The 763-nt window shown below is 85.5% G+C and carries 1 pseudogene; it reads left to right on the top strand.

What is annotated here, in order from left to right:
* Positions 1-686, top strand: a pseudogene (locus HOY81_RS27050) (hypothetical protein); the annotation flags it as partial.
* Positions 687-763: the final 77 nt, after the last annotated feature.

Genomic DNA, 763 nt, shown 5'->3' on the forward strand with positions numbered 1-763 from the left:
GCGGCCGGGCGGTACCCGGAGCGGCCGGCGACACCGCCGCCGCGGGGGCGGGCACCGGCACCGCCGCGGGGGCCGGTGAGCGGCCACGGACGACGGCCGGCGAGGAGGAGCCCGTCCCCGGCGCGGCGGGCGGCCCCGCCCCGGCGGACACCGGAGGATCCGGCGGCGCCTGGCGCACCCCGGCACAGGAGGACCGGCCGGTGACGGAGACCGGCGCCGCCGCCCGGGCCGAAGGTGAGGCGGGCGCACCGCGGACCGCCGAGCCGCCCTCCGGGACCGCGGCTCCGCCGGGCGCGACCGCGCCCGACGCCGGGAGCCCGCTGACCACCGGCGGGGGCGGGCCCGAACAGCCCCATCCCGGCGCCCGGGAGACGGAGGACCGGGAGCACCGCTCGGCGCACGCCGCGGCGGCCGAGGAGAGCGAGGCGGCGCGCCGGGCCGGCCGTACGCCCCGGGAGCCCGGGCCGGCGGCCCCGCCGACCCCGCCGGCCACTCCGCGTGCGGAGCCGCGGGTGCCCGCCGGCGCCGGAGCTGAGCGGTCCGCCCAGCCGCCCGGCGGCGCTGCGGAGGCCAAGGGGACGGAGGAGGAGCGCGGGACGCCCGGCGGCGAGAAGGAGTCGCTGCCGCGGCGCCTGCTGCACCGGCTCCAGCACCCGGGCGGCGGCCACCACCGCGACGCAGCCTGAACCGCCGGCGCCGGCGGGCCCGCGCAACGCCTGCGGCCCGACGGGCCGGGCGCCCCCGCAGGGCGGCGCCCGGCCCG

The sequence above is a fragment of the Streptomyces sp. JJ36 genome (assembly GCF_021696945.1).
Taxonomy (GTDB): Bacteria; Actinomycetota; Actinomycetes; order Streptomycetales; family Streptomycetaceae; genus Streptomyces.